At 62.9% G+C, this 23,198-nt stretch carries 24 protein-coding genes; 16 read left to right on the top strand and 8 right to left on the bottom strand.

Going from position 1 to position 23,198, the window contains the following annotated elements:
- The first annotated feature begins 209 nt into the window (after positions 1-209).
- On the top strand, positions 210-1,889 hold the full coding sequence (locus AC0L26_RS00760; protein WP_473630813.1) for a formate--tetrahydrofolate ligase: 1,680 nt from the start codon (positions 210-212) through the stop codon (positions 1,887-1,889).
- A gap of 75 nt (positions 1,890-1,964) precedes the next feature.
- On the opposite strand, the gene AC0L26_RS00755 is transcribed toward AC0L26_RS00760, so the two are convergent.
- The gene (locus AC0L26_RS00755) at positions 1,965-2,609 is read right to left on the bottom strand and encodes a cysteine hydrolase family protein (protein WP_473630812.1); all 645 of its coding nucleotides are present in this window, start codon (positions 2,607-2,609) and stop codon (positions 1,965-1,967) included.
- Between the two features lie 131 nt (positions 2,610-2,740).
- On the opposite strand from AC0L26_RS00755, the gene AC0L26_RS00750 reads away from it, so the two are divergent.
- Entirely contained in the window at positions 2,741-3,724 is a 984-nt protein-coding gene (locus AC0L26_RS00750) for a helix-turn-helix domain-containing protein (RefSeq protein WP_473630811.1), read from the top strand.
- A 6-nt stretch (positions 3,725-3,730) separates the two neighbouring features.
- On the opposite strand, the gene AC0L26_RS00745 is transcribed toward AC0L26_RS00750, so the two are convergent.
- Complete coding sequence (locus tag AC0L26_RS00745; RefSeq protein ID WP_473630810.1) at positions 3,731-4,288, bottom strand: sugar O-acetyltransferase; 558 nt, start codon at positions 4,286-4,288, stop codon at positions 3,731-3,733.
- Between the two features lie 149 nt (positions 4,289-4,437).
- Here AC0L26_RS00745 and AC0L26_RS00740 point away from each other — a divergent pair, with 149 nt between their 5' ends.
- From AC0L26_RS00740 to AC0L26_RS00725, 4 genes are all read left to right on the top strand, one after another.
- Positions 4,438-4,899 (top strand): DUF4126 domain-containing protein, encoded by a 462-nt coding sequence (locus AC0L26_RS00740; RefSeq protein WP_473630809.1) that lies wholly within the window; start codon positions 4,438-4,440, stop codon positions 4,897-4,899.
- A complete protein-coding gene (locus AC0L26_RS00735) occupies positions 4,896-6,272 on the top strand; it encodes an FAD-containing oxidoreductase (RefSeq protein WP_473630808.1) in 1,377 nt (458 codons plus the stop codon). Before AC0L26_RS00740 ends, AC0L26_RS00735 begins: the two co-directional genes overlap by 4 nt.
- A 160-nt stretch (positions 6,273-6,432) precedes the next feature.
- On the top strand, positions 6,433-7,602 hold the full coding sequence (locus AC0L26_RS00730; protein WP_473630807.1) for an MFS transporter: 1,170 nt from the start codon (positions 6,433-6,435) through the stop codon (positions 7,600-7,602).
- 85 nt (positions 7,603-7,687) lie between these two features.
- Positions 7,688-8,758 (top strand): M14 family metallopeptidase, encoded by a 1,071-nt coding sequence (locus AC0L26_RS00725; protein ID WP_473630806.1) that lies wholly within the window; start codon positions 7,688-7,690, stop codon positions 8,756-8,758.
- A 14-nt stretch (positions 8,759-8,772) separates the two neighbouring features.
- On the opposite strand, the gene AC0L26_RS00720 is transcribed toward AC0L26_RS00725, so the two are convergent.
- The gene (locus AC0L26_RS00720; RefSeq protein WP_473630805.1) at positions 8,773-9,543 is read right to left on the bottom strand and encodes an isocitrate lyase/PEP mutase family protein; all 771 of its coding nucleotides are present in this window, start codon (positions 9,541-9,543) and stop codon (positions 8,773-8,775) included.
- Positions 9,544-9,607: 64 nt separating this feature from the next.
- Here AC0L26_RS00720 and AC0L26_RS00715 point away from each other — a divergent pair, with 64 nt between their 5' ends.
- The 3 genes from AC0L26_RS00715 to AC0L26_RS00705 all read left to right on the top strand — a co-directional run bounded on the left by AC0L26_RS00715 (position 9,608) and on the right by AC0L26_RS00705 (position 13,021).
- Complete coding sequence (locus AC0L26_RS00715) at positions 9,608-9,733, top strand: hypothetical protein (RefSeq protein WP_473630804.1); 126 nt, start codon at positions 9,608-9,610, stop codon at positions 9,731-9,733.
- Positions 9,734-9,873: 140 nt separating this feature from the next.
- Positions 9,874-12,063 (top strand): anthranilate synthase, encoded by a 2,190-nt coding sequence (locus AC0L26_RS00710; RefSeq protein ID WP_473630803.1) that lies wholly within the window; start codon positions 9,874-9,876, stop codon positions 12,061-12,063.
- Positions 12,064-12,091: 28 nt separating this feature from the next.
- Positions 12,092-13,021, top strand: coding sequence for a cation diffusion facilitator family transporter (locus tag AC0L26_RS00705; RefSeq protein ID WP_473630802.1), 930 nt, complete (start codon positions 12,092-12,094; stop codon positions 13,019-13,021).
- Between the two features lie 6 nt (positions 13,022-13,027).
- On the opposite strand, the gene AC0L26_RS00700 is transcribed toward AC0L26_RS00705, so the two are convergent.
- Together AC0L26_RS00700 and AC0L26_RS00695 are read right to left on the bottom strand one after the other, a co-directional pair.
- A complete protein-coding gene (locus AC0L26_RS00700) occupies positions 13,028-13,414 on the bottom strand; it encodes a PIN domain-containing protein (RefSeq protein WP_473630801.1) in 387 nt (128 codons plus the stop codon).
- Entirely contained in the window at positions 13,411-13,656 is a 246-nt protein-coding gene (locus tag AC0L26_RS00695; protein ID WP_473630800.1) for an antitoxin, read from the bottom strand. Before AC0L26_RS00695 ends, AC0L26_RS00700 begins: the two co-directional genes overlap by 4 nt.
- A gap of 116 nt (positions 13,657-13,772) precedes the next feature.
- On the opposite strand from AC0L26_RS00695, the gene AC0L26_RS00690 reads away from it, so the two are divergent.
- From AC0L26_RS00690 to AC0L26_RS00680, 3 genes are read left to right on the top strand one after another with little or no spacing between them, the layout of a single operon-like run.
- A complete protein-coding gene (locus tag AC0L26_RS00690; protein WP_473630799.1) occupies positions 13,773-13,916 on the top strand; it encodes a hypothetical protein in 144 nt (47 codons plus the stop codon).
- 53 nt (positions 13,917-13,969) lie between these two features.
- Positions 13,970-14,770 carry an SDR family NAD(P)-dependent oxidoreductase gene (locus AC0L26_RS00685; RefSeq protein WP_473630798.1) on the top strand — a complete coding sequence of 267 codons (801 nt, stop codon included), beginning with the start codon at positions 13,970-13,972 and terminating at the stop codon, positions 14,768-14,770.
- A gap of 46 nt (positions 14,771-14,816) precedes the next feature.
- Positions 14,817-15,125: a putative quinol monooxygenase gene (locus AC0L26_RS00680; protein ID WP_473630797.1), complete on the top strand. Its 309-nt coding sequence runs from the start codon at positions 14,817-14,819 to the stop codon at positions 15,123-15,125.
- 10 nt (positions 15,126-15,135) lie between these two features.
- On the opposite strand, the gene AC0L26_RS00675 is transcribed toward AC0L26_RS00680, so the two are convergent.
- From AC0L26_RS00675 to AC0L26_RS00665, 3 genes are read right to left on the bottom strand one after another with little or no spacing between them, the layout of a single operon-like run.
- Positions 15,136-15,837 carry a GIN domain-containing protein gene (locus AC0L26_RS00675; RefSeq protein ID WP_473630796.1) on the bottom strand — a complete coding sequence of 234 codons (702 nt, stop codon included), beginning with the start codon at positions 15,835-15,837 and terminating at the stop codon, positions 15,136-15,138.
- Positions 15,838-15,871: 34 nt separating this feature from the next.
- Positions 15,872-16,444: a DUF1700 domain-containing protein gene (locus tag AC0L26_RS00670; RefSeq protein ID WP_473630795.1), complete on the bottom strand. Its 573-nt coding sequence runs from the start codon at positions 16,442-16,444 to the stop codon at positions 15,872-15,874.
- Positions 16,441-16,767, bottom strand: a complete 327-nt coding sequence (locus tag AC0L26_RS00665; RefSeq protein ID WP_352933337.1) for a PadR family transcriptional regulator — start codon at positions 16,765-16,767, stop codon at positions 16,441-16,443. Before AC0L26_RS00665 ends, AC0L26_RS00670 begins: the two co-directional genes overlap by 4 nt.
- Before the next feature lie 192 nt (positions 16,768-16,959).
- Here AC0L26_RS00665 and AC0L26_RS00660 point away from each other — a divergent pair, with 192 nt between their 5' ends.
- The 4 genes from AC0L26_RS00660 (at position 16,960) to AC0L26_RS00645 (ending at position 23,123) form a co-directional block, all read left to right on the top strand.
- On the top strand, positions 16,960-18,048 hold the full coding sequence (locus tag AC0L26_RS00660; protein ID WP_473630794.1) for an AbrB family transcriptional regulator: 1,089 nt from the start codon (positions 16,960-16,962) through the stop codon (positions 18,046-18,048).
- 456 nt (positions 18,049-18,504) lie between these two features.
- Positions 18,505-20,223 carry a 2-isopropylmalate synthase gene (leuA, locus tag AC0L26_RS00655; protein ID WP_473631507.1) on the top strand — a complete coding sequence of 573 codons (1,719 nt, stop codon included), beginning with the start codon at positions 18,505-18,507 and terminating at the stop codon, positions 20,221-20,223.
- Positions 20,224-20,417: 194 nt separating this feature from the next.
- Positions 20,418-22,196: a tetratricopeptide repeat protein gene (locus AC0L26_RS00650; RefSeq protein WP_473630793.1), complete on the top strand. Its 1,779-nt coding sequence runs from the start codon at positions 20,418-20,420 to the stop codon at positions 22,194-22,196.
- A 123-nt stretch (positions 22,197-22,319) separates the two neighbouring features.
- Positions 22,320-23,123, top strand: a complete 804-nt coding sequence (locus AC0L26_RS00645; protein WP_473630792.1) for an alpha/beta fold hydrolase — start codon at positions 22,320-22,322, stop codon at positions 23,121-23,123.
- Positions 23,124-23,198: the final 75 nt, after the last annotated feature.

The raw sequence follows: 23,198 nt of genomic DNA, 5'->3' as shown, positions 1-23,198 counted from the left end.
CGACAACCGGGCGCCAAGATCCGGGACAGGTCGACCGGGAAACACAGCCGTCTTTCTCTAGAGGAAACATAGTTGCATGCGAGTTGACGCCACGGCAGCGACAGGGTTAGAACGTACCCTCGCCTGCAGTGCCGGGCTGTTTCGAACAGGCTTGCGACCACACTGATCAAACCCGTCCCCTCCACCGTCCAATCCAGAGGAAAGCCGCCATGGCCGAAGTGAAGTCCGACATCGAGATCGCGCGCGCCGCCGACAAGAAGCAGATCCAGGCGATCGGCCAGAAGATCGGCATCCCGAGCGAGCACCTTTTGCCTTACGGGCACGACAAGGCGAAGATCTCGGCCGAATTCATCAAGTCGGTGAAGGCAAACAAGGACGGCAAGCTAATCCTCGTTACCGCCATCAACCCGACGCCGGCCGGCGAAGGCAAGACGACGACGACGGTGGGCCTCGGCGACGGTCTCAACCGCATCGGCAAGAAGGCCATCGTCTGCATCCGCGAGGCCTCGCTCGGGCCGAATTTCGGCGTCAAGGGCGGCGCGGCCGGCGGCGGCTATGCGCAGGTCGTGCCGATGGAGGACATGAACCTCCACTTCACCGGCGATTTCCACGCCATCACCACCGCGCACAATCTTTTGTCGGCGCTGATCGACAACCACATCTACTGGGGCAACGAGCTCGGTATCGACACCCGTCGCGTCGTCTGGCGCCGCGTCATGGACATGAATGACCGGGCGCTGCGCGAGATCATCTGCTCGCTCGGCGGCGTCGCCAACGGTTTCCCGCGCGAGGGCGGCTTCGACATCACTGTCGCTTCCGAAGTCATGGCGATCCTGTGTCTCGCCACCGACTTGAAGGATCTGGAGAAGCGCCTGGGCGACATCATCGTCGCCTATCGTCGCGACAAGTCGCCGGTCTATGCCCGCGACCTCAAAGCCGACGGCGCCATGGCCGTGCTGCTCAAGGACGCTATGCAGCCCAACCTCGTGCAGACGCTGGAGAACAACCCGGCTTTCGTCCATGGCGGCCCGTTCGCCAACATCGCGCATGGCTGCAACTCGGTCGTCGCCACCACGACGGCGCTGAAGCTCGCCGACTACGTCGTCACCGAGGCCGGTTTCGGCGCCGATCTCGGCGCGGAAAAATTCTTCGACATCAAGTGCCGCAAAGCGGGCCTGAAGCCGTCGGCGGCGGTCATCGTCGCTACCGTGCGCGCCATGAAGATGAATGGCGGCGTCAAGAAGGAAGATCTCGGCAAGGAGAATGTCGAGGCGGTCAAGAAGGGCTGCGCCAATCTCGGCCGTCACGTCGAGAATATCAGGCAGTTCGGCGTGCCGGCGGTGGTCGCCATCAACCATTTCTATTCCGACACCGACGCTGAAATCCAGGCGATGAAGGACTACGTAGCCTCGATGGGCGAAGAGGCGATCCTGTGCAAGCACTGGGCCCACGGCTCGGCCGGCATCGAGGAACTCGCCGGCAGGGTGGTGGCGCTTGCCGAATCCGGCGCGTCGCAGTTTGCGCCGCTCTATCCGGACGCCATGCCGCTGTTCGAGAAGATCAACACTATCGTCCAGCGTATCTATCGCGGTTCCGAAGCGATCGCCGACAAGTCGGTGCGCGACCAGCTCCACGCCTGGGAGCACGCCGGCTACGGCAACCTGCCGGTCTGCATGGCCAAGACGCAGTACTCCTTCTCGACCGACCCGAACCTGCGCGGCGCGCCGACCGGCCACACCGTGCCGGTGCGCGAGGTCAGGCTGTCTGCCGGCGCCGGCTTCATCGTCGTCATCTGCGGCGAGGTCATGACCATGCCCGGCCTGCCAAAGGCGCCGTCCTCGGAAAAGATCTTCCTGAACGAAATGGGCCAGATCGAAGGTCTGTTCTGAGAGTTTTGAACGTCGGAGAATAAGAGGGGCGCCGCATAGCTGCGGCGCCCTCTTTTGCTTGCCCGCGACAAATTTTTAAGCGGCGCTTCGTGCCAGCGCGCGCTGGTTGGAAGCGTAGATCGTGTCGCGCTCGGGCAGCATGCCGGTCTTCAGGCAGTCGATCCATTCGGCAGTTTTGAGAACGGCGGCGAAGCGCGACTGTAGGATAACAGTCACCACCCGATGGATGTCCTCGGCCGAGGCGTAGCCGGCGCTGTTGGAATAGGGCACCGACCCGGTGGCGTCGGACAGGAACTCCACCGCAAAGCCCATATGGACGGCGTGGATGATGGTCGAGAGATCGCAATTATGCGTCATGTAACCGACGACGGTGATCGTATCGATGGCGTTGACGCGCAACCAATCTTCGAGGTCCGTGCCGGTGAAGGCGCTCGGCAGGGTCTTTTCGACATAATGATCGCGGCTTCGCCTAGCGATCTCGGGATGCAGGTCTGCGCCGTGGCTGCCTTTGGCGAAAACCGGTGACGTTTCGGGCGCCAGCTGCTTGATGACCACCACCTTGACGCCTGCCTCGGCGGCCGCGTCCATTGCTCGTGCTGCGTTGATGACGCTGTCGCGAAACGGCGGGTGCTGGATGGCGAGGTTGCCGCCGTCATAGTCGTTCTGGATGTCGACGACGATGAGGGCACGGCGCGGCGCTGGGGTGGCTGCTTCAGACATGGAGTTTTCCTTTCCTGTTCGGCTTTGATTGGTCGAGGATAGGCCTGCCGTCGGATTGCAAACAGTGTCCCAATTGACATTATTCGAAAGAATTGGGACAATCCAGATTTAGCCCCCCATTGGTACTCATCATGGCCGATCCGATCGTTGCCGCCATCGCCTTCGATGGCATCAGTCCGTTCCACCTTTCCGTGCCGTGCCTTGTATTCGCAGAGGATCGCGCCGCGCTCGGCTTGCCGCGCTTCGACTTCCGCATCTGTGCAATCGAAAGCGGGCCTATCCATACCGAAGCAGGGTTGACCGTAACTGCGCCGCATGGGTTGGACGGCCTCGACGGCGCGGACATTGTGATCGTCCCAAGCTGGCGAGATCTCGAAGACCCGCCACCTGTGTTTCTGATAGAGGCGCTGCGGCGAGCGCACCGGAACGGCGCATTGATTGTCGGATTGTGCCTCGGCACCTTCGCTGTTGCGGCGACGGGACTGCTTTCGGGACGGCGCGCCGCGACGCACTGGGCCTATACCGAGCAGCTGCAGGCGCTTTATCCCGACATGCTCGTCGACCCGGACGTGCTCTACATCGACAATGGCGATGTCATGACATCTGCCGGCGTCGCCGCCGGGCTTGACTGCTGTCTCCACATCATACGGGCCCGCTATGGCGCGGAGGCTGCACTCCGGCTCGCCCGGCAAATCGTGCTGTCCCCTCATCGGCAAGGTGGGCAGGCGCAGTTCATAGAACGTCCGATCGCCAGGACCGGCAATGCGGACCGCTTCACACAGGCCCTCGACGCGGTGCGCAGAACGCTGAGCGAGACGCACAGCCTGGACAGCGTCGCCGTTACTGCCGGCCTCACCCGCCGGACATTCACGCGCCGCTTTCATAAATCGATCGGCACCAGCTTCGGCGACTGGCTGATCGATCAGCGCATTGCGCTGGCGCAGCGGCTGCTGGAAGCAACGGAAAAATCGATGGATACGGTGGCCTTCGAGGCCGGTTTCGGCAGCGCCACCTCGCTGCGCCAGCACTTCGCGGCGCGGCTCAGGACCACGCCCGCGCAGTACCGGCGCGAATTCTCGAAGAACGCTCAGGAGGAGCACGCTGCCTTGCGTTGACTCGGATTAGCCGCGCGTCACCAGCCGCGCCGGGTTGCCGACCACCGTCGTGTTTGCCGCCGCGTCGCGCGTCACCACAGCACCCGCGCCGACAATGGCTCCCTCGCCAATGCTAACGCCGCCGAGGATGATGGCGCTGCCGCCGATCCAGGCATTGTCGCCGATCTTGACCGGCTTGGCGATCTCCAGACCAGCTCGTCGACCCTCGGCCTCGTTGTGATGCTCAGCGCAATAGATCTGCACATTGGGACCGAGCAGCGTCCGCTTGCCGATGCGGACTCGCGCCGTATCGAGGATGGTGCAGCCGGCATTGAGGAAGACACCCTCGCCGAGGACGACGTTGAAGCCATAAGCGCAGTGGAAGGGCGCCTCGATCCGGACACCCTCGCCCACTGCGCCAAGCAGCGACTTCAGGGCCGGCCCGATGTCGCCGCGTTGCCGGGGCGGCAGCGAATTATGCTCGAAGACCGCGTCGCGCGCCATGACCCGCAGTGCCTCCAGCTCCGGGTCGAGGCAAGTGTACCACCCGCCCGCCGCCATTTTTGTGCGCTCACTTGCGGCCATGCCGATGCCTCCTGTTTGAAATTGCTGCCAACGCACAGAGATCAGCTAGGAAAAAACGCCAGCGTTGCGCCGCCTCTGGTCAAATGCTCGACCTATGGTAGCCTGCCTCCACAGGGCTGTCCCAGGCCCGGTGATCGAGGGGATCAATCATGCTATTTATTCTCGCACTTCTGATTGGCGTCGTTGCCGGCCTTCGTACCATGACAGCGCCCGCTGCCGTCGCCTGGGGCGCCTGGCTCGGCTGGCTGCCGGTCGCCGGCACCTGGGCTGGTTTCATGGGTCACTGGATCGCCGTCGGCATATTCACCATCCTGGCCATCCTCGAGTTGGTCGCCGATCAGTTGCCGTCGACGCCGAGCCGCAAGGTGCCGCAGCAGTTCGGCGCGCGAATCGTCTCGGGAGCCTTCACCGGCGCAGTGATCGGCACGACCGGCGGCGCAATCATCAGCGGCCTCATCGCCGGCGCCATCGGTGCGGTGATCGGCACGCTGGGCGGCGCGGAGCTGCGCAAACGCCTAGCCATCGCTTTCGGCAAAGACCAACCTGCCGCCTTCATCGAGGACGCGGTGGCGATCGTCGGCGGCCTGCTGATCGTGGCGGCAGTGGCATGACGGCAAAGGCATTCGACGCCATCATCATCGGCGCCGGACAGGCCGGCCCGTCGCTGGCCGGCCGGCTGACGGCAGCCGGCATGAGCGTGGCGCTGATCGAGCGAAAACTGGTCGGCGGCACCTGCGTCAATACCGGCTGCATGCCGACCAAGGCCATGGTGGCCAGCGCCTATGCAGCACACCTTACCCGCCGCGCCGCCGACTATGGCGTCACGCTCTCCGGTCCGGTCGGCGTCGATTACAAGGCGATCAAGGCTCGCAAGGACAAGGTGTCGAACGACGCCCGCGGCAACCTCGAAAGCTGGATCGCCGGCATGGACAAGTGCACGCTCTATCGCGGCCACGCGCGCTTCGAATCCGCCTATACCGTGCGCGTCGGCGATGATCTTCTGACCGCCGAAAAAATATTTCTCAACACCGGCGGCCGCGCCTCGGTGCCCGACCTGCCCGGTGTCAACGACATTTCGTACCTGACCAACTCGTCGATGATGGATCTCGACGAGCTGCCGCGCCATCTCGTCGTCGTCGGCGGCAGCTACATCTCGCTCGAGTTCGCGCAAATGTTCCGCCGTTTCGGTTCAGAGGTCACGGTGATCGAAAAGAGCCCGCGGCTGATCGGCCGCGAGGACGAGGACGTCTCGGACGCTATCCTGTCCATCCTCGAAAACGAAGACATTACGGTGCATCTCGGCGCCGACGACATCAGCTTCGCCAGGCAGGGCAACGAAATTGCCGTGACCTTTTCCGCCGGCAAGGCGCCGGCGGTCGGCTCGCATGTGCTGTTGGCAGTGGGCCGGACGCCCAACACCGACGATCTCGGTCTCGACAGGGCCGGCGTCCAAGTCGACAAACGCGGCTTCATTGTCGTCGACGACCAGTTGCGCACCAGCGTGCCCGGCATCTGGGCGATGGGCGACTGCAACGGCAAGGGCGCCTTCACCCACACCTCCTACAACGACTACGAGATCGTCGCCGCCAATCTGCTCGACAACGATCCGCGCAAGGTGAGCGACCGCATCGAGGCCTATGCGCTCTACATCGATCCGCCGCTCGGCCGCTGCGGCATGACCGAGACGGCGGTAAGGAAGTCCGGCCGGCGCGCGCTGGTCGGCCAGCGGCCGATGACCCGGGTCGGCCGCGCCATCGAGAAAGGCGAGACGCAAGGTTTCATGAAGATCCTGGTCGACGCCGACACCAAGGAAATCCTGGGCTGTTCGGTACTCGGCCCCGGTGGCGACGAGGCGATACACTGCGTGCTCGACCTGATGTACGCCAAGGCGCCGGCCAGCACGCTCGCGCGGGCAATGCACATCCATCCGAATGTCTCGGAACTTCTGCCCACCATCGCCCAGGAGTTGAAGCCGCTGGCATAGGCTTCGGGCCCCCACTCTGCATCCCCGCAGGCGCAAAGGCACACCGCAGTCGCGATCTGCTCCCCGCTTTCTGCAATGCTGCATTGCAGCAATCGCGCTTGTGCGGCCGCCCCATCTCCGGACAGTCTAACTTTTGAACCGATTCATTCCCGGACGCCCCATGCCTTTGCCAATCCTAGCGCTTGCCATCGCGTCCTTCTGCATCGGCACCACCGAATTCGTCATCATGGGCCTGCTGCCCGAGGTCGCCGCCGATCTTGGTGTTTCCATTCCCTCGGCTGGTCTTCTGGTCACCGGCTATGCGCTCGGCGTCGTCTTCGGCGCGCCGGTGATCGCGGTGGCTACCGCGCATCTGCCGCGCAAGCCGGTGCTGGTAGGGCTGGCAATGCTGTTCGTCGTCGGCAATCTCTTCTGCGCCATCGCGCCCAATTATTGGACGCTGATGGCCGCCCGCGTCTTCACCGCTTTCGGCCACGGCGCTTTCTTCGGCATCGGCTCGGTCGTTGCCGCCAGCCTGGTGCCGCGCAACAAGCGGGCCAGCGCCATCGCGCTGATGTTTGCCGGGCTGACGCTCTCCAACATCCTCGGCGTTCCCGGCGGCACCGCGCTGGGCGAGGTCTACGGCTGGCGCGCCACGTTCGTGGCCGTCGTGGGTATCGGCCTCATCTCGGTCGCGGCCATCGCCTGGCTGGTGCCATCAAATGTTGCCGAATCGAGCGGCGGCGGCCTGCTCGGCGAAGTACGCGTGCTCGGCAAGCTGCAGGTGTGGCTCTCCATGCTGATCTCGGCGCTGGCTTCCGCCAGCCTGTTCGCCGTCTTCACCTACATAAAGCCCTATCTCACCGACGTGTCCGGCCTGTCGACCGCGACCGTGACCTGGGTGCTGCTGCTGTTCGGCGGCGGCATGACCATCGGCAACATCATCGGCGGCAGGCTGGCCGACTGGAAATTGATGCCGACGGTGATCGGCACGCTGCTGATGCTGGCGCTGCTGCTTGTCGGCTTTGCCGAATTCGGCGCCATCGCAGCCGTGGCCATCTTCATCGTTTTCCTGTGGGGGCTGCTCGTCTTCGTCATCGTGCCGCCTTTGCAGATCCGTGTCGTCGAGGCGGCCTCCGAGGCGCCGAACCTCGCCGCCACGCTCAACCAGGGCGCCTTCAACATCGGCAATGCCGCCGGCGCCTGGGTGGGCGGCGTGGCGCTTTCGCTAGGCGTGTCTTATGCCAATCTGCCGCTGGTCGGCGCAGCTTTGGCGCTGCTGGCGGTCGCCGTCGCCGTGATGTCGCAGACGCTTGACCGCCAGCTGCTGGTGACGCACCCCGCGCAATAGTTGCGCCCATAGCGCAGCAGACTGGACCAGTCGACAGCGTACCGGCGAAGGGGCATGTGTTTGGCCTCTTTCCTGGAGGAGTATCATGCAGAAATCGATCGAGCGCATAGCCGGCGACAGCGAGGGCGCTTTCTACGAATTCCCAGTGTTTCGCTTCGAAGGGTTCCGCCTTGAAGGCAGCGATAAGTCGGCATCTTCGGCCTATCTGCAGGCAGCGCTTCATGCCGGCGAATTGCCGGGCGTGGTCGCCATCGATGCGCTGATGCCGCTACTTGAAAAGGCCGAAGCGGAAGGCCGCATCAAGGGCAATATCACCGTGGTGCCCCAAGCCAATCCGATCGGCCGCGCCCAGTACCATTTCGGCGAGCATCAAGGCCGTTTTCACCTGGGCACCCGCACCAACTTCAACCGCGGCTTTCCGCTGCTGGCCGCGCCGGATACGACGCTATTGCCGGACACCACCCTCGCTACGGCCGATCAGCGGCTGAAGACGCGGCTGCTGCAGCTGTCGATCGGCCACGACATCGTTCTCGACCTGCACTGCGACGACGAGGGCCTCGCCTATCTCTACGTCCACGCCAGCCTGTGGCCTGACATGGCCGACTGTGCGGCGGCCATGGGCGTCGATGCGGTGATCCTGTGGGATGAGGACACCGACGGCACCTTCGAGGGCGCTTCCATTATGCCTTATCAGAACGTTCCCGCCGAGGTGGCGCGCCTCGACCGGCGCGTCGCCACCACGGTCGAGTATCGCGGCATACTCGATGTCGACGGCGCTCTGGCCGGCGCCGATGCCGAAGGGCTCTATCGGCTGCTGGTGGCGCGCGGCGTGATTCTGGATCAGGCCCTGCCCGCGCCCGGTGACTTCACCGGGACCGTTGCACCGCTCGAAAACATCGACATGATGCCGGCACCCCGCGCGGGCGCGGTTCTCTATGACGTGAAGCCAGGCGACCGTGTGGCGAACGGCGCACGGCTTGCCACAATCGTCCATGCACCGGGCGAAGCCAGTGGCCGCACGGAGGTGTTCGCACCGCAAGCGGGGGTCATCCTGACACGGCGTTCCCGGCGCATCATCCGTGCCGGCGAAGATCTGCTGAAGCTGGTCGGCGACAGGAAAAGCGCCAATGCAAGATCGGGAACGCTAGAGGATTGAGGAGGCCTGCCGGGCTAACCGGAGATAGCCTGGCGCGCCTTGGCCTCGAGCCATTCGGTCATCTGCCGGTAGGGGACGGGGCCGTGGCTGATGCGAGCAACGCCGAGCTCCGCAAGCCGCTGACGCGGCGGCACATGCGCCAGCGCGATGATGTTGACCGGCAACGCAATCGCCTTGCAGAGCGCCTCGATAAGGCCTTCATCGCCAAGACCCGGTGCAAAGAAGCCGTGCGCTCCGGCCTTTTCATAGGCATGCGCCCGCTCGATCGCCTGGTCGAGCAGCGCCTTGTCATGCGTTTCGGGCTTGGCCTTGAGGAAGATGTCGGTTCGAGCATTGAGGAATGCCGGAATGCCGGAGGCTTTCACGGCTGCGGCAGCGGCTTCGATCCTTGTCACCTGGACGGCGATGCCGTGCAGGCCGCTGCCTCCGACAATCTGATCTTCGAAATTGAAGCCGATGGCGCCGGCCTGCAAGGCAAGCGTCGCCGTACGGGCGACGATTTCCGGAGCGCTGCCATAGCCGCCCTCGATATCCGTGGTCACCGGCAGGTCAACGGCCGCGACGATGCGTTTGATATTTTCGAGCGCAAGCTCCAGCGGTATTTTTTCGCCATCAGCGAATCCGAACGCCGCCGCGACCGGCCAGCTTCCTGTCGCAATGGCCTTGGCCCCTGCTTTCTCGATGGTCTTGGCCGAGCCAGGATCCCAGACATTGTAGAGAACGATCGGGTTTCCCTTGACGTGGAGGGAGTGGAACGCCCGCGCGCGGTTGATCTGCTCGGTCATTTTTCGCGCCTTCCTGCTGTTGGGGGGCCAAGATAGACGCGGCCGGCAGCTTTGGCGATGTGCCATGAACCGTACAAGCGGCAGCCACCGAACAGACTTTTCAAACCTGTTGCGCATCCTGTCTTTCGCGGCTATGGATTTCGCCATGAACATGCGCTCGATCAAGACCGTTTGGTGGTGGGCTCGCTGACAGCGGCCTGTTCGAACGCGTGCGCGTGACAATAGAAGGTGGCCGCAACGGAATGTCCGGGCGGCCATTTGTTTTTTCAAGCCATACCCGGGTCCGTTGCCCCAAGACGCTGAACACCCAAGACGCTGATGGAGACGGCAATGACGACGAAAATTCTGGAGAACGGGGCGGAGCGCTTCGTCACGGCGGGTGGCGTGACAATTACCCGCGAGCGCCATGACCGGCCTTACGAAGGCGCGATTGACGCCTATATCGACGGGCTGAATGCGCGCCGCGGCGCTGTGTTTTCTTCGAATTACGAATATCCCGGCCGCTACACGCGCTGGGACACCGCCATCATCGACCCGCCGCTGGTGATCTCGGCGCGCGGTCGCGCCATGCGCATCGAGGCGCTGAACGGCCGTGGCGAGGTGCTTCTGCCGGTGATCGGCAAGGCGCTCGGCGGCCTTGACGACGTGACGATCGCCGAGACGTCGAAAAGACTGATCCGCCTCGACGTGGCCAAGCCCGGCCGAGTCTTCACCGAAGAAGAACGCAGCCGCGTTCCATCCGTCTTCACCGTATTGCGCGCCATCACCGCCCTGTTCAAGACGGAGGAAGACGCCAATCTCGGCCTCTACGGCGCCTTCGGCTACGATCTCGCCTTCCAGTTCGATCCGGTCGACTACAAGCTCGAGCGCCAGCAGAGCCAGCGCGACCTCGTGCTGCTCCTCCCCGACGAGATCCTGGTCGTCGATCACTATTCGACCAAGGCCTGGACCGACCGCTATGACTATTCGGGCGACGGGTTTTCGACCGAGGGATTGCCCCGCGACGAAATCGTCGAGCCGTTCAAGACCGCCGACCGCATCCCGCCGCGCGGCGACCATGAGCCCGGCGAATATGCCAATCTGGTGCGCAAGGCGATGGAGAGTTTCAAGCGCGGCGACCTGTTCGAAGTGGTGCCCGGCCAGATGTTCTACGAGCGCTGCGAGACGCCGCCCTCCGACATTTCCCGCAAGCTGAAGACCATCAACCCATCGCCCTATTCCTTCTTCATCAATCTCGGCGAGGGCGAATATTTGATCGGCGCCTCGCCCGAAATGTTCGTGCGCGTCAACGGCCGCCGTGTCGAGACCTGCCCGATATCAGGCACGATCAAGCGCGGCGACGACGCCATTTCCGATAGCGAGCAGATCCTGAAACTGCTCAATTCGAAGAAGGACGAATCCGAGCTGACCATGTGCTCGGACGTCGACCGCAACGACAAATCGAGGGTTTGCGACCCGGGCTCGGTGCGCGTCATCGGCCGGCGCCAGATCGAGATGTATTCGCGCCTGATCCACACCGTCGACCACATCGAAGGGCGGCTGCGCGAAGGCATGGACGCCTTCGACGCATTTTTGTCGCATGCCTGGGCGGTCACCGTCACCGGCGCGCCGAAATTATGGGCTATGCGCTTCATCGAGCAGAACGAGAAGAGCCCGCGCGCCTGGTATGGCGGAGCGATCGGCATGGTCAATTTCAACGGTGACATGAACACCGGCCTGACGCTTCGCACCATCCGCATCAAGGACGGCATCGCCGAGGTGCGCGCCGGCGCCACGCTGCTCTTCGACAGCATTCCCGAGGAAGAAGAAGCCGAAACCGAACTGAAGGCATCCGCCATGATCTCCGCCATCCGCGACGCCAAATCCGGCAATGCCGCCGACACCGAACGCGCCACTGCGCGGGTCGGCGACGGCGTCAACATCCTGCTGGTCGACCACGAGGACTCCTTCGTCCACACGCTGGCCAATTATTTCCGCCAGACCGGCGCCAATGTCTCGACCGTACGCACACCAGTGCCGGACGAGGTCTTTGACCGGCTGAAACCCAATCTCGTCGTGCTGTCACCCGGCCCTGGCACGCCGAAGGACTTCGACTGCGCCGCCACTATCAAACGGGCCCGCGCGCGCGACCTGCCGATCTTCGGCGTCTGCCTCGGCCTGCAGGCGCTGGCCGAGGCCTATGGCGGAGAATTGCGGCAGTTGCACGTGCCAATGCATGGCAAGCCGTCGCGCATTCGCGTGTCGAAGCCGGGCATCATCTTCTCCGGCCTGCCCAAAGACGTGACCGTCGGCCGCTATCATTCGATCTTCGCCGATCCGGTCCGCCTGCCCGACGGCTTCATCGTCACGGCGGAGACCGAGGACGGCATCATCATGGCCTTCGAGCACAACAAGGAGCCGATCGCCGCGGTGCAATTCCACCCGGAATCGATCATGACGCTCGGCCACAATGCCGGCATGCGCATCATCGAGAACATCGTTGCGCATCTGCCGCGCAAGGCGAGGGAGAAGGCGGCTTAGCTCCGGCTTCCGCGGCTGGAAGCAATCAATGACCCCAATTGATCCGAAAAACGCCGCCAAGCGCAAAGTCGCCGCCCTCGCCTTCTGGTCGATCATCGTCGCGTTCGTCGTGCTCGGCCTCAAGCTGGCGGCCTGGTATGTCACCGGTTCCGTGGCGCTGTATTCGGACGCGCTGGAATCGATCGTCAACGTCATTGCCTCAGCCGCCGCTTATTGGGCGATCCAGGTCAGCTACAAGCCGGCTGACCAGGACCATCCGTTCGGCCATCACAAGGCCGAATATTTCTCGGCTGTTCTGGAAGGCGTGCTGATCGTGCTGGCAGCCCTTCTGATCCTCAACGAAGTGTGGTGGTCCTGGCGCCATCCCGCCCCACTCGAACAGCCCTGGACCGGCCTTGCCATCAACGGCGTCGCGACGGTGATCAACGCCTTCTGGGCCTGGACGCTGATCCGTGCCGGACGTGCCGAGAAATCGCCGGCTCTGGTCGCCGACGGCAGGCACATCATGACCGACGTGGCGACCTCGGTTGGCGTGTTCATTGGCCTGGTCGGTGCCGTGCTCACCGGCTGGCAAGTCCTCGATCCTGCGCTTGCCGTCATCGTCGCGCTGAACATCCTGTGGCAGGGCTGGCACGTCATCGGCTCGTCGATGAACGGGCTGATGGACCGCGCCGTCGACACGCAGGAGCACATGCAGATCCGCGACATCATCTCGGCCAACTGTAAGGGGGCGCTGGAGGTCCATGATCTGAAGACGCGCATTGCCGGCCGCGCCACGTTTATCGAGTTCCACCTGGTCGTCGACGCCGACATGTCGGTGGGCGCCAGCCACGTCATTTGCGACCGCATCGAGGATGCGCTGAAAGCAGAAATCCCTTCGGTGCGCGTCACCATCCATGTCGAGCCCGACGACGAGGCAAAATTGCCCAAGGGCACGACAGCCGTGCCGTTCGCGTGAGGCTGTTCACCAAGTCTCGATTGTGAGGTTTTTGATCCGCTCGAATTCCCGTATATTGCGGGTTATCAGTGTGAGGTTCCGGGCACGCGCCTGCCCGCCAATCAGCGCATCATAGGGACCAATCGGGGCCCCCGACGCCGCAAGCGTCGCCCGAATCTCGCCGGCATGCCTTGCGTCTTCCCGATCGAATTCGAGTATCGGAAACTGGAGCGCTTCGATGCGCACCAGATTGTCGGCCTTTCGCTCGCTCTTTTGAGCACCATAGTAGAGTTCGTGCACGACGATGGCCGAAAGTGCGAAATCCTGCGGCTTATGTGGCTTGAGCCGCACCCGCAGGTCTGCGTCGCCTTTCATGATCGCGATGACGGCATTGGTATCGAGCAGATAGATCACTTGAAAACGTCATCCAAAGCCGGCCGATCCTGCTCGGCTGGACGTTCCAGTGCTGCCTCGGCGAAATCGTCGTCGATCGGATCTATCACCTGGTCGAGCCAGGCCCAATCCTTCGGGAGCGGTTCGAGGATTATACTCTGGCCATGGCGGCGAATCGAAACTTCGTCGGTTTCGAAACGGAATTCCTTTGGCAGCCGCACCGCCTGCGAGCGGCCTGACCAGAACACCTTCGCTTTTTCCATCGTACCAATCTCCTCGGTGATATATGGCAAAGATATATACCATCTCGCTACATAGACAAGGTGGCCTGCCACAAATCTCAAGGAGCGCAAGCGGATTGCGCCAACGGGTTCAACCGATGGACCTTGTCGTCGGACCTGGTCTTGCACTTACCGTTCTGCTCGACGGCTTCCATGCCGCCGAGACAGACGGCGTGGTCAAGCTCGCCGAATTGCAGCGCCAGGCTATGCCTATTTGCGACCCTGAGCCCTTGCGGACTTGAACGAGGGCTGCGAGGCCCTACGAAGAACTAGTCGGAGTCCCGGAGGAATAAACGTGCCAGCCACCACAACCAGCCTTGTCACCCCCACCCTGGTCATCCCCGACCTTGCCGGCAAGGCGGTGCTGATCACCGGCGCTTCGACCGGCATCGGGGCCGCACTTGCACTGGCCTACGCCGCGCAGAAATGCCGCGTCGCGTTGCATTATAATTCAAGTCGGACGGCTGCCGAAAACCTGGCCGGGACCATCCGCAACGGCGGCGGCGAGGTATTCCCGGTCCAGGGCGATTTCTCGATCCCCGCCGATGTCGAGCGCGTCGTCGAGGACAGTGCGCAACACTTCGGCCGGCTTGACGGCCTGGTCAACAATGCCGGCGGCATGCTTGGGCGCGTACCTTATGCCGAGCAGACCGAGGCGCATTACGACGCGGTGATGGACCTCAACGCCCGCTCCGTGCTCACCGCATCGCGCAAGGCGATGCCATGGCTGAAGCGTCAGGGCGGCTTCATCGTCAACACCTCGTCGATCGCCGCGCGCAATGGCGCCGGCGGCGGCGCCGGACTTTATGGCTCTGCCAAGGCCTTCGTCTCCAATGTGACCCGCGGCATGGCCAAGGAGCTGATCGGCTTCAACATCCGCGTCAACGCGGTGGCGCCAGGCACCATCGCTACACCTTTCCATGAGCGCTATTCGACCGACGAGCAGATGAAGGGCATGGTGGCCACCATTCCGCAGGGCCGCGCCGGCACGCCCGAGGACTGCGTTGGCGCCTATCTGTTCCTCTCATCCGCTCTGTTGAGCGGTTACATCACCGGCCAGGTAATCGACGTGAATGGTGGCCAGTTGATGCCGTGAGCGGCGACCTGCATACTTGTCACGCAAGCCAACGGAGAAAACGGCAATGTACGGTCTGATCGGCAAGATGCGGGCGACGCGCGGCCAGCGCGACGCGATGATGGACCTCCTGCTTGCCAGTACCGGCGCAATGCCGGGCTGCCTGAGCTACATTATCGCCACCGATCCGGCCGATGCTGACGCGATCTGGGTGACCGAGGTGTGGACCGACCAGGCAAGTCACAAGGCGTCGCTGCAACTGCCGGAAGTCCAGGCGGCGATCGCCAAGGCGCGGCCGATCATCGCCGGCTTCGAATTTCAAGTCGAGACGCAGCCCGTAGGCGGCTTCGGCCTGCCCGCCGTCAAAACCGGTTGACACCCAGGGGCTACGGCACTTGCACTATGCTGCCGCTGCCTCTTACCTGCGAACGCCGCATGGTTGGGTGCCCGTACAGTTCGACATCACCGCTGCCGTAAATCGAGACGTCCGCATCCGCCTGTGCGGTAATTTGTGCATCGCCGCTGCCGCGAATCTCGATCCGTGCGGATTGGGCGATCAGGCCCGTGAGCCTCCCGCTGCCCGAACCGGAGATATCCAGGTCGACAGTTTGTGCGACCCCGGTGGCGGCGACACTGCCGCTTCCCCGGATGGTCAGCCGCAGCTCAGGCTGATTGATCTGCGACAAGGTGAGGTCGCCGCTGCCGAGCACTTTCCAGTCGGCTATTGCCGGTCCGGACAGGCTGATGTCGAGCCGGGACCCAAACCAGCCCGGCTCACAATCCAGGCTGAGCCTGCCGCCTTCAAACCTCACATGGTCAAGCAGAGCGCCGCTCACGACGGCCTCCGCCTTGTCCCCCGGCTGGTAGCGGACCGAGGCCGGCAGATCGATGGTCAAACTATCGCCGGTGGTGAAAGGCAAAATAGCCTCTTGTCTGGTGGACGTGGCCGGCCCGCAGGTGGACTGCCCCGAAATCCACCAACCTCCGGCATTGGCCCAATCTGGCCCGGAAAGCCTGATACCCAACACCAGAAAGACGACTGCGCCGATCAGCCCTGCCGTCGCGACGAATGCCAATTTTCCGGTCATTGTCTGGTTCCTTCAAAATGGTGACAAATAACGCTCAAACGCGGTCATGGCCCGGTTGAGCCAGGCGGGAATGCAGCCGCGCGTAATGCCCGAGTATGCGTATGCCCGCGCCCAGCCCCAGCAGCAGCAGAGCGGCGCCGCCCATAAGACAGCTTACCAGCCCGGCACCGATGAAGAGGCGTCCCAAGGTCGCCGTGAACATGCCGCCGCTGTCGAATAGCAGCGTTGTGAGGATGATCTTGAGGCCGAGCGCACCGACGGCGACAAGCGCAATGGCAAGGCCGAGCGCAATGACGATCGTGGCGATAAGCAGCGGCAGCAGGAAAAGGATGTCGACGATGACAAGCCCAGCCAAAGCCACCGTGGCCGCCAACAGGTTAGACACGCTCCAGTGGGCCTCGAAGCGGCGCAGCCCAGCCTCGGCCCGCAACTCGCGGGCGAGCCTGGCCGGGTCGCCCAATGCAGAGGCGACCTCCGCTTCGTTTCGGCCCGACGCGTCGGATTCGGCGAAATGGGCGGCGTAGTCGCCAACAATGTCCTCGATCTCTTGAGACGGCAGACCGGCGAGTCCCAATCTAAGCGTGCGCAGGAAGGCATCCCTAGTCATGGCAGATCCTCAAGAAGTTTATCGACTGCGCCCGAGAAAGCGCGCCAGTCGCGGCGATGAGCTTCGAAAGCCGTCCGGCCCAGAGGCGTGAGCCGGTAATATTTGCGGGGCGGCCCGCTGCTCGACTCGACGATGCGGGTGGCGACCAGGCCGTCGTTCTGCATCCGACGCATCAAAGGATAGATCGTGCCTTCGCCCATGCTCACCGCAGCGACCAACGTGCTGGCGATTTCATAGCCGTAGCTTTCGCCCCGCGACAGCACGGCCAGGACGCACAGATCAAGGGCGCCTTTTCGCAACTGCACTTGGATCGAGTCGGTCATGTCAGGTCTCGGTTTCGAGGCGTGTATATAGCATGCTACCTGTTTATGCAAGGTAGTTGATCACGCTGAGGCCCTTACGCAATCCTGATGCGATAGATACTTGTCGCAAAATCCAAAACCGCGACGAACAAGCCGTAGGATTTCTCCGGCAGCGGGCTTCGCATTCTTCCTGCATGAGTCTAAGACGCGAATATGGACACTTTGCCAGACCAGCCGACCGTCGAACGCATGGCGCGGATGCCCAAAGTCTGGCAGTGGCTGGCCCTGCTGATCTTCTCGATCCTTTTCGCCGGCGCACTGGAATTCGCCGCCTTGCCGGCAGCGCTGCTGATCGGACCGATGCTGGCGGCGATCCTGGCCGGCACCAACGGCGCCACTGTGCGCGTGCCGGGTCCTTTGTTCGGCGCCGCCCAGGCGATCATCGGCTGCCTTGTCGCCGCTTCGATCTCCGCTGATATCTTTCCGATCTTCTACAAGGAATGGCCGCTGTTCCTCGGCACTGTGGTAGCGACCGTTGCGGCATCCAGCCTGCTCGGCTGGCTGATCAGCCGTTGGCGCATTCTGCCCGGCACCACCGCGGTCTGGGGCTCATCGCCGGGCGCGGCCACCGCCATGGTGCTGATGGCCGGCGCCTTCGGAGCCGACCAGCGCCTCGTCGCCTTCATGCAATATCTGCGCGTCATCTTCGTCTCGATGACTGCGGCGCTTGTCGCAAAGATGTGGGTCGATACATCAGGTATTGAGATTCCGGCCATCGTCTGGTTCCCGCCGATCGATCCAACAGCCTTTACCGCAACACTGGGCGTGGCGCTCGTCGGCAGCCTCGTTGGAAAGCTGTTCAGGCTGCCGTCGCCCTTCTTCCTCGGCACCTTCATTTTCGGCACTGCGGTGCATCTCGGACTAGGCGTGACGATGCAGTTGCCGCCCTGGCTGCTCGCCCTCGGCTATACGATGATCGGTTGGACCATCGGCCTGAATTTCACCAGGGCAATTCTGCGGCACGCGACCCGGGCGCTGCCGCAGATCGTCGGCTCGATCATCATCCTCATCGCTTTCTGCGGCGGCCTCGGTTTCATGATCAGCCATGTGCTCGGCATCGATCCGCTTACCGCCTATCTGGCGACCAGCCCCGGCGGCATGGACAGCGTCGCGATCATCGCCGCCGCCGCACAGCACGTCGACATTTCCTTCGTCATGGCGCTGCAATCGGCCCGGTTCCTAGTCGTGCTGCTGATCGGGCCGAGCGTTGCGCGGCTGGTGGCGCGAAGTCTGAGGGAATAAAAGGGTAATCAAGGCCTGCTGACACGCCGGGGGCGTCCAGTGCTCAAGAAGGTGTCGGCTAAAGGAACGCCACTCGTTCGGCCCAGGTCGTTCGGCCCACTTGCCTCTCCTTGGCCGCTCCTGTATGAAAACCGCCATGACCAACCGCGCCATATCAGTCGCTTCCCGTCAGACCGGCTTTGCCGGTGAGACCGTGCGCGCGCTTGCTTCCACCCTGCTGCTTCTCGGCCTTATCGGCGATCGCCGGGTTCGCTAAAGGAGCGCCCGGCGGTCGAACCGCCGCTCACGCGCATGCTCCTTGGCAAGTCAATTAAGCGAATGAACATCTGGTAAAGGCGCCGCTCGGCACCAAATCCGCCTGAAGGCGGATCCGGCGAGCCGCCGGGAGAGACGACAATGAACGCACGAGAAGAAATCCGCGCAGGCAGCGGGGAGATGGGCAGGACCGCAAAGGTCATGCCGGAGGCAACTCGGGGCATGCCAGAGGCAGCCCGGGGCATGCGGGAGGCAGCCCGGAAATACCAACCTTACCCGACCGTTGGTCTCACCGATCGCGTTTGGCCGTCGAAGGTCATCGACAAGGCGCCGATCTGGTGCTCGGTCGACCTGCGCGACGGCAACCAGGCGCTGATCGACCCGATGGGTCACGAGCGCAAGGCGCGCATGTTCGCCCTGCTGCTCGACATGGGCTTCAAGGAAATCGAGATCGGCTTCCCGTCGGCCTCGCAGACCGATTTCGACTTCGCCCGCTGGTGCATCGAAGAAGGCAATGTGCCGGCCGAGGTCTCGTTGCAGGTGCTGGTGCAGTGCCGGCCGGAACTGATCACCCGCACCTTCGAGGCACTGCAGGGCGCCACCAACCCGATCGTGCATTTCTACAATTCGACCAGCGAATTGCAGCGCCGCGTCGTCTTCGAGAAGGACGTCGCCGGCATCAAGCGGATCGCCACCGATGCGGCCAAGATGATCACCGACATGGCGGCGAAGGCCGGCGGCGGCTACCGCTTCGAATATTCGCCGGAAAGCTTTACCGGCACCGAGCTCGAAGTGGCGCTGGAAATCTGCAATGCCGTCACCGAGATCGTGAAGCCCACGGCGGAAAACAAGCTGATCATCAACCTGCCGTCCACGGTCGAAATGTCGACACCCAACATCTATGCCGACCGCATCGAATGGATGTGCCGCAACCTCGATATCAGAGAAAACCTGCTTATTTCGCTGCATCCGCACAACGATCGCGGCACCGGCATCGCCACCACCGAACTCGGCCTGATGGCTGGCGCGGACCGCGTCGAAGGCACATTGTTCGGCAATGGCGAGCGCACCGGCAATGTCGACATCGTCACGCTGGCGCTCAACATGTACACGCAAGGCGTCGATCCCGAGCTCGATTGCTCCGACATCAACCGGATGAAAGACGTCTACGAATATTCGAACCAGCTGAAGATCCCCGAGCGCCATCCCTATGTCGGCGAGCTCGTCTACACGGCCTTTTCGGGCTCGCACCAGGACGCCATCAACAAGGGCATGAAGGCGTTGCGCAAGGCCAACACGCCGCATTGGGAAGTCCCCTATCTGCCGATCGACCCGGCCGATGTCGGGCGCAGCTACGAGGCGATCATTCGCATCAACTCGCAATCCGGCAAGGGCGGCATTGCCTATGTGCTGCATGCGGACTACGGCCTCAACCTGCCGCGCAACCTGCAGATCGAATTCAGCCAGGCTATCCAGGCGATCACCGATGCCGAAGGCAAGGAAGTGCCGGCCAAGCGCATCCACGAGCGCTTTCTCGACACCTATGTCGACCAGCCCGGCGGGCGGCTGAAGTTCCTCGACCACCACACCTATCCCGACACCGAGGTCAAGGGGCGGCGCGTGGTGGAAGCGGTCATCCTCGACAGCGGCAAGGAGGTGACGATTTCAGGTTCCGGAACCGGTCCGATCGACGGCTTCGTCGACGCGCTGTCGCGCCATGTCGGCGTGCCGATGTCGGTGCTCGACTATTCTGAGCACTCCATGCAGCGCGGCTCGAATGCCTCGGCCATCTCCTATGTCGAGATGGAGCATCCCGGCGGCAAGCTGTTCGGCGCCGGCATCAACACCAACATCGTGGCCGCGTCGCTGGAAGCCGTGGTTTCCGCCGCCAACCGCATTGTCGGCCGAGAGGTCGACTAGGCAAACTGTCGAAAGCTAACAGCTGGAGCAAGATGAACCCTGATGGTATCGTCTTGCTCTGGTCTTTCGCACCATTAACCACCGGAGAATTATCCAGTGGGGTACGCGATCGCATAATGGATGCATGCTTGTATGGCAGTGCGGGCGTTATATGATTGCGTCTCAACCTGTGCCGACTTCGAAAGGATCGACACTTGCAGCATGCCACGCCTGCCGCCCCCGCAGTGCGCGAGACGTTGGAGCGATTGCTAGCCAGCGAGACGTTCGGACGATCCGAGCGAGCGCGTAAACTGCTTCGCTATCTGGTCGAGCGCGAGCAGGCAGGCGAAGCCGACAAGCTCAAGGGCTTTTCCATTGCGATGGATGTTTTCGGCAAGGACGGTGATTTCGATCCGTCGACCGATGCCGTCGTGCGGGTGCAGGCGGGCAGGTTGCGCGAGCTTCTGCAGCATTACTTCGCCAATGAGGGTGTTGCCGAGCCGATCCGCATCGCCATTCCGCGTGGCGGCTATGTCCCATCCTATGAGCTCAACGCCATTCGCTTGCCGGCCGAGTCGGTGCCGGAGGAACACATCGAAGCGGCGGCTACCTTGTCGGCATCGCTCGAAGAGCCGGGCCTGGCCGTACGTGCCGCATCGTTGATGTCGCCTGTCGCTCGCGAGCCGGCACCTTCGCTGATGCGCCATCTCCAGTTTTTCTGGTTGGCGATCGCGCTGGTCATCGCCATGTTGAGCGTACTGATCCTTCGTCAGGGAGGCGGCGCCTTGCTGGCGGGAAGCGATACCGCGTCGACGATCGAGAACGCAGTGGCCACTGGCAGCATAGCGCCATGGGCTCCGATCGAAACTCTTCCGCTCGTCCACATTGGGGTGAAAGCCAACAGCGCGGAGGCTGCCCGCGTAGCGGCATCGCTGCGCGCCGGCCTCAGCGGCTTCGATACGGTCAACTTCATCGGCCGGGACGCCGACGGCCCGCCCGATCCGGTCACCGATGCAATCAGCTTCGTATTCGATGTTCTGCCGGGACCAACGGCAGGCGACGTCACCCTCGAGCTTCAAAGCATGGCGACCGGACGGGTCCTGCTGTCACGCAATTTGACTGCCGCCGACAGCACGCCCTCCACCGTCGAGGACAATGTCGCCAGCATTTTGAGTTCGGCCGTCACCGCCTCGGGCACGATCTACAACTATATCGAACAGAGCGGCCTTCAGACCGGCCTGACGGAGTGTCTGCTGCTCAATGACAAGTACTATCTCGACCAGGGCCCCAAAACCCATGAGGCTGCCTATCGCTGTCTCGAAAACCTGGTCGATCGGGATGCGAAATCGTCGCTCGTCTATTCGGAACTCGCGACCCTGCACCTCGAGGCGGCCACCGATCACTACGCCTATCCAGCCGGCGCAACGATCGAACAGGCGATGTCGCTTGCCCGTCGCGCCGTGCAGATGGGGCCGACCAGCCCCTATGCGCATCGTGCCTATGGCTATCTCAACTCCCGCCTCGGCAATTCGGAAGAATCGATCCGCTGGATGCACAAGGCCTACGAACTCAACCCTTACGACCTCAGCATGGCGGCAGCTTACGCCTATGGTTTGATTTTCGCCGGCAGGTACAGGGAAGGAACACCGATCCTTGCCCACGCCGCCGAAACGTCCAGCGCCCATCCGACCTGGTGGGACTACGGGCTTTTCGTCGGCCAGTTCATGGCCGGTGATATGAACAAGGCCGCGCTTGCCAGCGATGCGTTGCAAGCGACGCCGACGAAATCGCACTATCTGGCTGCGCGGCTGATCAGCGCGAAAGCAGGCGGCCGCGATCAACTGGCGCACCAACTCGTGGACGAGATGACTGCCAGATTCCCGAAATTCGCTGCCGATCCGCGCGCGACCTTTGTCGAGAGGAGATATCCCGCCGATCTGACCGACCGCCTGGTCGAAGCCTTGCGCGCTGCCGGGCTCGGCAATGCCAGCTAAGCCCCTTTGAGCTAACACGGCTGATCGCGAAAATTTTACTGGCCATCGGCTCGGACAAGGCGCAATCCAGCCACAATCTGGAATTTCGCCCCTGTTAATCCTGCAATAAAATCATAAACCCCCATGTTTTCATCCCTTTACGCTGCCGAACGGGGCACCGGATCGAAGACGGTTGTCTTCCTGCATGGCTTCGGCGGTTGCCACGACGGCTGGCACGAGGTGATTTCGACACTAACGCCTGGTTCACGGACGCTGGCCTATGATCTTCCGGGCCATGGGCTATCCCTCGATTTCTCCGGTGGTGGCCCAGCCAAGACGGCCGCTCGGGCTGTTCTTGCAGACCTCGCCGCACGCAGGGTTAGGAAAGTGCATGTCGTCGGCCATTCGATGGGCGGAGCAGCCGCAGTGCTGATGGCATTAGCCGAACCCGAAAGGATAGCGTCGCTGACGCTTCTGGCGCCGGGCGGTTTTGGGACTGAGATCAATGGACCGCTGTTGCGCCGTTATGCCGCCGCTGCCGGCGAAGATGAAATCCGTGCTTGCCTCGAAGCCATGTCCGGACCGCAAAGCCTGCCCCCGGAGCGCATCACGGATGTCCTTGGCGAAATGCGTGCGCGTCCCGGCCAGTTGCAGAAACTTGTCGAGATCGCGGCTGCAATGACCAAAGGCGATCGGCAGGGCGTCATCCCGCGCGAGCGGCTCGAGACGCTTGATATGCCGGTAATGGTGGTCTGGGGGACGGATGACGCGGTGCTGCCTTTCACCCAGGCCGATGATCTGCCGGCGCATTTCCACCTGCACCATGTATTGCAGGCCGGCCATATGCTGGTCGAGGAAGCGCCCGGCCTGATCGCCGAGATCGTCCGCCGCAATATGAAACGACGCAGCAGGTCGTTTCGTCCGAACTCCGCCGCTGCGGCGAACTGATCGCCCCTGCCAAAGCGCGTGTTGGAGCCGGGTTCGTCCGGTAAGCCGCTTATAGGCCTATCGATCTCGCAAGTG

This window comes from Mesorhizobium sp. WSM4823 (assembly GCF_055811195.1).
This window is presented reverse-complemented; position numbering and strand designations above follow the sequence as displayed.